Genomic DNA, 9,318 nt, shown 5'->3' with positions numbered 1-9,318 from the left:
TGTCGAAGCTATCGACAGTGTTCACACCAGTCTCGAGGAGTGCCTCCTCGTACTCACCGACCCGGCGGGTTGGCGCGCACACAATGGCCACGTCCACCCGGCCGAGCCTTCGTATGTCGTCTGTGACCGGAATCTCCACGCCGCCTTCTGCCATCACTCGAGCCGAGGCGGGTTGCCTGCGCACCACCCCGGCGAGCTCGATGTCAGGTGATGCGAGAACTGCTTGAGCCGCAGCCCGTCCCACATTCCCGTACCCGATTACTGCTGCTTTAGGTTTGCCCATTCCGGTTTCATCCTCCGATCCCTGGTGTTTCCCGATATTATACACCACTCTCGTACAACGTGGTGAAGGAATCAACGCTGTGATATAATGGCTTCTGACCGGGCGATGCATACGTGCATCAGCCCGCCCGGCGCAGGAGATGGGCAATAGGAGATGGGCAATGGTGGAAGCGGTGATCGACTCCGAGAGCAGGTGTGGCAAGTGTTACTCTTGTGTGGTCGCATGCCCGGTCAGGGCAGTCACGATCACCGACACCGCCTGCAGGACTCTGAACGATCGGTGCGTTGGCTGCGGGGCTTGCGCGTCTGCGTGCCTCCACGGCGCCCGCACTGTGGTAAACCACGAAGAGCGGATGGAGAAGGCGCTCAGGGGTGGAGGTGCATACGCACTTCTTTCGCCGGCCTTTCCTGGAGCATTTCCCGACCACGAAGTAGCGAAGATCATCGGGGCCGTTCGTTCACTCGGGTTTGTTTCGGTCTGGGACGCCTCATTTGGTGCAGACCTCATTTCTCCGAGTTACGCAAGAACGTCCAGACTGGAACGTGGAGAGACTCACAACGGCGCACGGCTTCCCGCCATAGGGTCGACGTGCCCGGCAGTAGTGTCTCTCGTGGAGAGGTACTATCCTGATCTTGTCCCGCACCTCGTTCCCGTCGTCTCCCCGATGCTTGCAGCATCCAGGCTAGCGCGGCAGCATGGCGCGACGTCGATCGTGTTCATCGGGCCGTGCCCAGCGTACAAACTGGAGGCTGGTGGGGAGCATGGGCGCGTACCTGAAGGGGCACCGGACGCGGTCATGACGTTTTCAGAATTGAGCCACGTATTGTCCTCTCGCGGGGTGTGTGTGAATGAAGCCGAGCCGGCCGGGCTAGACGGCCCCTTCTCTGGAGCGGGACGCGTTTTGGAGTTACCGGGCGGGGCGGCGATCGGGTTGGGCCTGGGTATCGATCCATGCGGGAGCGGAGTCTTGACCGTCGAAGGGGCGGAGGAGTGCCTCCGAGCGGTCCAAGCCATCTCCAGGCGGGAGATCCACGCGAGATTGGTTCTCATGTCTTTCTGCCATGGCTGCGTAGCTGGGTCTGGGTTTCCTGCCGGCTCAGGGATATGGCAGAGATGGCGGGCAGTTGCCGATTACGCCCGAGGGCGTGCTGCACGATGGGGGTCCGGGGGCAACAGGCTGGATGATATGCGAGTGTCTGACCTTGAGGCACCTGACATATCAAGGGAGTTCTGCGCGAAGCCTGTGTCTTCGGCTTGTCCGGGGCCTGCGCACAGACAGATAGTGCAGGCGATGGGACGGGAGGTTGCGAAAGCGCATGTCCGCTGCGAGGAACTCGATTGGATCGTGGATTCCTCGTTCGACGGGATTTGTGTTGTGGATGGTGAGGGCACTGTCCTGCGCGTGAATCCTGCATGGATCGGGTTGGCCGGCCCAGTGCAGGTGCAGGAGGAAGTGGAGGGAAAGTGCATCACGGACCTGGGCGCTTCGTTCCCGGTTGAAGCGATTCAGAAAGCGCTCGCGGACAGGCAGAGGCAGAACCTGGTCTGGGAGGCACGGGGCGGACGTAGAGTCCTGATCTCTGCCGTCCCAATGCTGGACGAGGTGGGTGGGGTTCGAAGGGTAGTTGCGACCGCGAGGGACCTTACCGAATTCGCCAGGAGGAAGCGGGTTCATCCTCAGTCTGGGGGGTTCGTCCCGTCGGACTCGGATTCTAGCGACATGGTTGCATATAGTCAGGCCATGGAGCACGTGTTGGAGCTGGTCCACAAAGTCTCTCATGTAGGATCGACAGTCCTTATCACCGGCGAGTCGGGGGTGGGCAAGGAGGTAGTCGCGCGCTACATCCACAGAACCGGCGAGAGGGCTGGTGGGCCGTTTGTGAAGATCAACTGCGGCGCGATTCCCGAGACCCTCCTCGAATCCGAGCTGTTTGGATACGAGACCGGTGCGTTCACCGGCGCCAAGAGAGAGGGGAAGCCCGGTCTGATGGAGCTGGCCGCAGGCGGCACTCTCTTCCTCGACGAAATATCGGAGATCCCCATGGGGATTCAGGTGAAACTCCTTCAGGTGCTGCAGGAGAAGCGGTTTGTCCGCGTCGGGGGGACCAGGCAGATCGGCGTGGATGCTAGGATAATCGCGGCCACCAACCGCGACCTTGTGCAAATGGTCAAGGATGGGCTGTTCCGGGCAGACCTCTTCTACCGCCTCAATGTGATCCCAATAGCCATCCCACCCCTCCGGGAAAGGGCCGGAGACATACCGCCTCTGATCCATCACTTCCTTGCCAAGTGGAACAGGAAGTACGGGCGGGACCGCGAGATTTCGCGGGCGGCCAGGGAAATGCTCCAGCGGTACTCATGGCCAGGGAACGTACGCGAACTTGAGAACATCATAGAATTCCTGGTGGTCACGGTGGACGACCCGGTGATCGGCCATGAGCACCTTCCGGAACGTATCAAGTTCGGCCGCGCTACAGCGGGCGCAGAGGTGTACGTGAGCAGTGTGGTTCCGCTCAAGGACGCCGTGGAGGAAGTGGAGAGACAGCTGCTTCAGAGAGCATCCGAGGCCAATCCGAGCACGTATGCAATAGCTCGGGCCCTGGGGGTCAATCAGTCCACGGTGGTGCGGAAGGTGAAGAAGTACCTGGGAACCCGTGCGGGCCAGCGTAATGCGTAGCTGCATCGCATGATGCAGATCTGCATCATGCAAGGGGTCGCAGCCGGCCCATGGATTTAACCTGTCTGGACCCGATGTTCCAGAGCAAGTTGTCTGGGACTGAGTGAAACAGGGCACAAACGATGCAGTTGTGCATTGCACTGATGTGCTGCAGTTTCGCGAAAAGTGGGTAGACCAGGGAAAGTGAAAGCTGGCACAAACCATGCATTGAAGGGAAGACGGTCAGGAGGACCGGCAGAGGAGGTAGAGAGGTTCATGGCTTGCGAAGAGTGCAAGTGCGCAACCGAGATCACGCCGGAACAGTTCGAGGCCTTGGATGAGATCATCGCCAAGTACAAAGGTGAGCGAGGTACCCTCATTCCTTGCCTGCACGAGGCCCAGGAGCTCATCGGTTTCCTTCCGTTGAGCGTGCAGGAACGAGTGGCAAAAGGGTTGGACATTCCGCTCGCCGATGTCTACAGCGTTGTGACCTTCTACGCGCTGTTCTCGACTAAGCCCAAGGGCAAGCACCAGATAGGGGTGTGCCTTGGCACAGCCTGCTACGTCAGGGGCGCAGAGAGTGTACTCAAGAAGGTCGAGGAGACCATAGGCGTGGGCCCGGGGGATACCACTCCGGACGGCAAGTTCTCGCTCCAGGTCATGCGGTGCATGGGGGCATGCGGTCTCGGCCCGGTCATGACAGTGGGTGAGGACATCTACGCCAGGCTCAAGCCTGACAAAGTCGCTGAGATCCTCAAGAAGTACTCGTAAGGCTGGCACAAGGCAGAAAACGGGGGGAGGAGTACGCATGGAACTGGTTCGCGCGCACGTGCTTGTCTGCGGGGGCGCAGGTTGCCTTTCGTCAGGCTGCAAGGCGGTGCAGGACGCCATCGAGGATGAGATCAAGAAGGTCGGCCTCGAGCAGGAGATCAGGATCGTCCTCACCGGGTGCATGGGGCCGTGTGACCTGGGGCCCATCGTTGTTGTATACCCTGAAGGCGTCCTCTACCAGAAAGTGACTGCGAACGACGCCAGGGAGATTGTCAACGAGCATCTCGTCAAAGGGCGGATCGTGAGGAGGCTCCTCTACGAAGAGCCTGGTTCCAAGGAAGCAGTGGAGACCTGTGGGGGCATGACTTTCTTCAACAGACAAGAGCGAATTGCCCTTCGAAACACCGGCATAATTGATCCCCTGAATATCGAGGAGTATATAGCGAGAGACGGCTATGCCGCGCTCGGCCGGGCCATGACTGAGATGACCCGGGAAGAGATCATGGAGACCATCAAGAAATCCGGACTCCGTGGCCGGGGCGGGGCGGGCTTCCCGACCGGGGCCAAGTGGGAGTTCACCTACCGCGCTCCCGGGCACCCAAAGTATGTTGTGTGCAACGCGGATGAGGGAGACCCCGGCGCCTTCATGGACAGAAGCGTGCTTGAGGGCGATCCTCACAGCATCCTCGAGGCGATGACCATAGCGGGGTACACCATAGGTGCGAATCAGGGCTACATCTACGTCCGGGCCGAGTACCCATTGGCCGTTGCTCACCTCAAGCACGCAATTGGCCAGGCCCGTGAGTACGGGCTCCTGGGGCGCGACATTCTCGGCGCCGGGTTCGATTTCGACATCGACCTTCGCGTCGGTGCAGGCGCGTTCGTGTGCGGTGAAGAGACTGCACTCCTGACATCCATCGAGAGTCGCAGAGGTGAGCCCAGGCCGAGGCCTCCGTTCCCCGCTGTTGCGGGCCTGTGGGGCAAACCGACTCTCATAAACAATGTCGAGACTTATGCGAACATCCCGCCCATCTTGCTTCGCGGGGCAGAGTGGTTCTCGGCCATAGGCACTGAGAAGAGCAAAGGGACCAAGGTGTTCGCGCTGGCGGGCAAGATCAACAACACAGGGCTGGTGGAAGTCCCGATGGGGACACCGCTGGGGGACATCGTCTTCGACATCGGTGGGGGCATCCCTAGGGGCAAGAAGTTCAAGGCGGCCCAGACAGGCGGCCCTTCGGGCGGGTGCATCCCGATCCAGTATCTGAACACCCCCATCGATTACGAGTCTCTGAAGGAACTCGGGACAATGATGGGCTCCGGCGGCCTCATCGTCATGGACGAAGATACGTGCATGGTGGACTTGGCCAAGTTCTTCATGCAGTTCATTCAGGAAGAATCCTGCGGGAAATGCGCCCCATGCCGGATCGGCACCAAGCGGATGCTGGAGATACTCGACCGCATTACCAAGGGAAAAGGCCGGGAAGGGGACGTCGAACTACTTCTGGAGCTTGGTGAGAAGATCAAGGCCACGGCCATGTGCGGTCTCGGCCAGAGCGCTCCGAACCCGGTCCTCTCCACGATCCGGTACTTCCGGGATGAGTACGATGCCCACATCAGGGAGAAGAGATGTCCCGCGTCGGCCTGTGCAAGCCTGTTCCACTCTCCTTGCCAGAACTCGTGCCCGGCCGGGGTCGACGTTCCCAGGTACATCGCGATGATCAAGGAGAGGAGATTCGACGAGGCCGTCGACGTGATTCGCTCCCATAACCCGTTCCCTGCTGTCTGCGGGCGCGTCTGTGATCATCCGTGTGAGGCGAAGTGCAGGCGCGGATCGTTCGACGAACCTGTGGCCATAAAGGCGCTCAAGAGGTTCGCGGCGGACTGGGAGGCGAACAGAGGGTCGAACCACGGCGCGGCTTCCACGGCTCCCACCGGAAAGAGGGTCTCCGTAGTGGGGGCAGGTCCGGCGGGCCTGTCTGCCGCCTACTACTTGGCCAAGTTCGGCCACAAAGTCACCGTATACGAGGCGCTTCCTGTGGCAGGCGGCATGCTCGCGGTGGGGATTCCGGAATACAGGCTGCCCAAGGACGTCCTCAGGAGGGAAATCGAGACAATCCGACAGGCTGGGGTGGAGATCCGGCTGAATGTCAGGGTCGGCCGGGATATCTCGGTGGACGATCTCATGGGCGCGAGTGATGCGGTGTTCGTTTCTGTGGGCGCGCACAACAATCAGAAGATGGGGGTTCCCGGCGAGGATCTCCCCGGCGTGGAGCCTGCAGTCGACTTCCTTCGCCGGGTCGCGCTGGGGGAGCCTGTGCGCCCAGGGAAGAAAGTCGCCGTGGTGGGTGGAGGCAATGCCGCGATAGACGCTGCGAGAACCGCGCTCAGGTTGGGCGCGGCCGAGGTGCATGTCATCTACAGACGGCTTCGGGCTGATATGCCTGCTGACCCATTGGAGATCAAAGCAGCGGTGGACGAAGGCATCCAGATGCACTACCTCACTGCTCCGACAAGCATCGTAGCGAAGGATGGGCGAGTTGCCCAGATGGAATGCGTGAGGATGCGGCTGGGAGAGTTCGACAGGTCCGGCAGGAGACGTCCGGTCCCGGTCGACGCATCCCGGTTCATCATCGATGTGGATACCGTCATACCAGCGATCGGGCAGTCGCCGGACCTATCGTTCATGTCCGGCGAGCTCCTTGCGACCAAGTCCGGGACTGTGGTGACGGATCCGGAGACCTGTGAGACTAGTATCCCTGGGGTCTTCGCGGGGGGCGACTGCGTGACGGGCCCGTGGACAGTAGTGGGAGCCATCGGCGCAGGCCGGAAGGCAGCCTTGAGCATAGACAAGTATCTCGGAGGGTCTGCCTGGATCGATGCGGAGCAGGAGATCGACCGGCACCAGGTGGGGGAACTCATGGAGGAACAGTGCAAACGGTGTCTCATGCCGGAGCTGCCAGTGTCTGAGCGGACCAGGAACTTCCGGGAAGTCGAGATCGGCCTCACTGAAGATATGGCCGTGTCAGAGGCTGCACGCTGCTTCCAGTGCGACGTCCGCGAGTCGTAACTTGCGAGAATGGAGTGTGATAAGTATGAGTGAAGTGACTCTCACGATAGACGGACGGCAGGTCACTGTCCCCTCAGGCACCAGTGTTCTGGAGGCCGCAAAGCAGGCGGGCGTCTCCATCCCTACGCTATGCTATCTTCGGGACATCAACGTCATCGGTGCGTGCCGTGTCTGCGTCGTGGAGATCGAGGGGGCGAAGGCTCTCGCCGCGTCGTGCGTGACGCCCGTCGCGCCAGGCATGGTGGTCCACACTAACACCAAACAGGTGCGGGATGCACGCCGTGCGGTCGTGGAACTGATAATCTCCAACCACCCATACGAGTGCCTGACGTGCGTGCGCAACGGGTCCTGTGAACTCCAGTCCCTGGCGGAGGCCATGGGCATAAGAAACATCAGGTTCGAAGGAGAGCGTGCCACCCACCCGGTAGACGACTCCACCCCGTCGATTGTGAGAAACCCAGACAAGTGCATCCTGTGCAGGAGGTGCGTCTCGGTCTGCGAGAAGGTCCAGGGGGTCTCGGCGATCAGCACATCGATGCGCGGGTTCAACTCCGTAGTGGGTCCTGCTTGGAACCTGCCGCTTTCGGAAGCTGCGTGTGCACTCTGTGGCCAGTGTGTGCTCGTCTGCCCCACCGGCGCCCTTTCCGAGGTCGACTCGACAGGAGAAGTATGGCGTGCACTTGCCGATCCCGCGAAGCACGTGGTGGTTCAGACCGCTCCCGCGATCCGCGTGGCTCTCGGCGAGGAGTTCGGGCTTGCCCCCGGGTCCATCGTGACCGGGCAGATGGTGGCCGCGCTTCGGGCACTCGGGTTCGACCGGGTGTTCGACACGGACTTCACTGCAGACCTGACCATCATGGAGGAAGGGCACGAGCTCTTAGAAAGGCTCACGACCGGCGGGGTTCTGCCCATGATAACTTCGTGCAGCCCGGGGTGGATCAAGTTCATCGAGCACTTCTACCCGGATATGCTTGCGAACCTGTCGACGTGCAAGTCCCCGCAGCAGATGTTTGGAGCGTTGGCCAAGACCTACTACGCGGAGAAGGCGGGGCTGGATCCGAAGGACATCTTTGTTGTCTCTGTCATGCCGTGTACTGCAAAGAAATTCGAGTGTAAGCGGCCTGAGATGAACTCCAGTGGGTACCAGGACGTTGACGCTGTCTTGACCACGCGAGAGGTTGCCAGGATGATCCGCGAGGTCGGGTTGGATATCTCCAGAATGGAGCCTGAAGACTACGATAAGCCTCTGGGCATAAGCACGGGGGCGGCCGTCATTTTCGGCGCAACCGGTGGAGTGATGGAGGCGGCTCTCCGCACTGTGTACGAAGTGGTGACCAAGGAGGAACTCCCGTCCCTCGATTTCGAGTCTGTCAGAGGCATAGAGGGAGTCAAGGAAGCTGTCGTGCAGGTAGGTGAGGTTCCCGTCCGCGTGGCCGTCGCGCATGGGCTGGGGAACGCCCGCAGGCTTCTGGACAAGGTTCGTGCGGGCGACGCGTCCTACCACTTCATAGAGATAATGGCCTGCCCCGGTGGGTGCATCGGAGGAGGGGGACAGCCTATCGGAACGGATCTCGAACGGAGGCTCGAGAGGATCCGGGCGATCTACGAGGCGGACCGCGGGCTGCCTATACGCAAGTCGCACGAGAATCCGGCGATCCTGGCACTCTACGAGGAATTCCTGGGCAAGCCCCTGGGCGAGAGATCCCACCACCTACTTCATACCCACTACTCGCCGCGTGGTCGCTTCCAGACGGTCTAGAGCGCAGCCTTGCAGCGGTAGGGACGGGGCACGCCATCGGAGCCGGCGTGCCCCGTCTCCCATTGCGTGGTGTGCTCGACTTGGCGCGGTGATCAGGGACGAGCAGGAGTTCGAAGTGCACACTCGAAATACACCGGGATTGTCGGTCATACTATCGATAGCAACCCGGCGCGGCGCGCAGGGCGTCGACTGGAGGGTTCCGTTTGGACGAAGCCGTGTCCACCCGCCTGCCCAGTGAGATCAACCTCCACGTGAAGAGGACTCCCAAGTTCAAGACAGTCTACTCCGTTCTCACTATGCATTCAGATCTTTCGTGGGAGGCAGCGACCAAGAATGCTCTCCTCCCCACGGTCCTGAGGCGCGGGACCAGACGCTATCCGCTCACTGTTGACCTCATGCGCCACCTCGATCGGCTGTACGGCGCGGCTCTTACAGCATCCGTGGGCAAGCGCGGCGAGAGGCATCTGATCATCCTTGGAATGGAGGTCGCAAATGCGAAGTACCTCCCGGACGAGGATGACCTTGTCGAGGTGGGTCTCCGTAGCCTATGGGAGCTAGCTTTCGATCCCGCCACTGTGGATGGAGCCTTTCGCCGGGACTACGTGGACCAGGAGAAGGTGAATCTCGAGAGGCGGATCCGGAGCATCATCGACGACAAGCACGCCTACGCTTTCAAGAGGTGCACGGAGGAGATGTTCTCCGAGGAGCCTATGAGAGTCCACAAGCTCGGAAGGGTTGAAGATGTGCACCCAGTTACGCCCGGGACCCTCGCTGATTGGTAC

At 60.8% G+C, this 9,318-nt stretch carries 6 protein-coding genes and 1 pseudogene; 6 read left to right on the top strand and 1 reads right to left on the bottom strand.

Annotation, left to right across the window (positions count from 1 at the left end; genetic code table 11):
• Positions 1 to 283 (bottom strand): Gfo/Idh/MocA family oxidoreductase (locus NUW23_13035; GenBank protein ID MCR4427083.1); only part of this gene is annotated, 283 nt, incomplete at its 3' end.
• A gap of 160 nt (positions 284 to 443) precedes the next feature.
• Here NUW23_13035 and NUW23_13030 point away from each other — a divergent pair.
• The 6 genes and pseudogenes from NUW23_13030 to NUW23_13005 form a co-directional block, all read left to right on the top strand.
• Complete coding sequence (locus NUW23_13030; GenBank protein ID MCR4427082.1) at positions 444 to 2,960, top strand: sigma 54-interacting transcriptional regulator; 2,517 nt, start codon at positions 444 to 446, stop codon at positions 2,958 to 2,960.
• A gap of 255 nt (positions 2,961 to 3,215) precedes the next feature.
• The gene (locus NUW23_13025) at positions 3,216 to 3,710 is read left to right on the top strand and encodes an NAD(P)H-dependent oxidoreductase subunit E (protein ID MCR4427081.1); all 495 of its coding nucleotides are present in this window, start codon (positions 3,216 to 3,218) and stop codon (positions 3,708 to 3,710) included.
• 37 nt (positions 3,711 to 3,747) lie between these two features.
• Positions 3,748 to 3,978: pseudogene (locus NUW23_13020) on the top strand ((2Fe-2S) ferredoxin domain-containing protein).
• Positions 3,979 to 4,071: 93 nt separating this feature from the next.
• On the top strand, positions 4,072 to 6,777 hold the full coding sequence (nuoF, locus tag NUW23_13015) for an NADH-quinone oxidoreductase subunit NuoF (protein ID MCR4427080.1): 2,706 nt from the start codon (positions 4,072 to 4,074) through the stop codon (positions 6,775 to 6,777).
• 25 nt (positions 6,778 to 6,802) lie between these two features.
• A complete protein-coding gene (locus tag NUW23_13010; protein MCR4427079.1) occupies positions 6,803 to 8,536 on the top strand; it encodes an NADH-dependent [FeFe] hydrogenase, group A6 in 1,734 nt (577 codons plus the stop codon).
• A 203-nt stretch (positions 8,537 to 8,739) separates the two neighbouring features.
• Positions 8,740 to 9,318: insulinase family protein (locus NUW23_13005; protein MCR4427078.1), on the top strand; the 579-nt coding region annotated here is incomplete at its 3' end.

It is taken from the genome of Bacillota bacterium (genome assembly GCA_024655925.1).
Lineage (GTDB): Bacteria > Bacillota > DTU025 > DTU025 > JANLFS01 > JANLFS01.
Note: the sequence above shows the minus strand (reverse complement) of the source record. Positions and strands in the feature narration are given on the sequence as shown.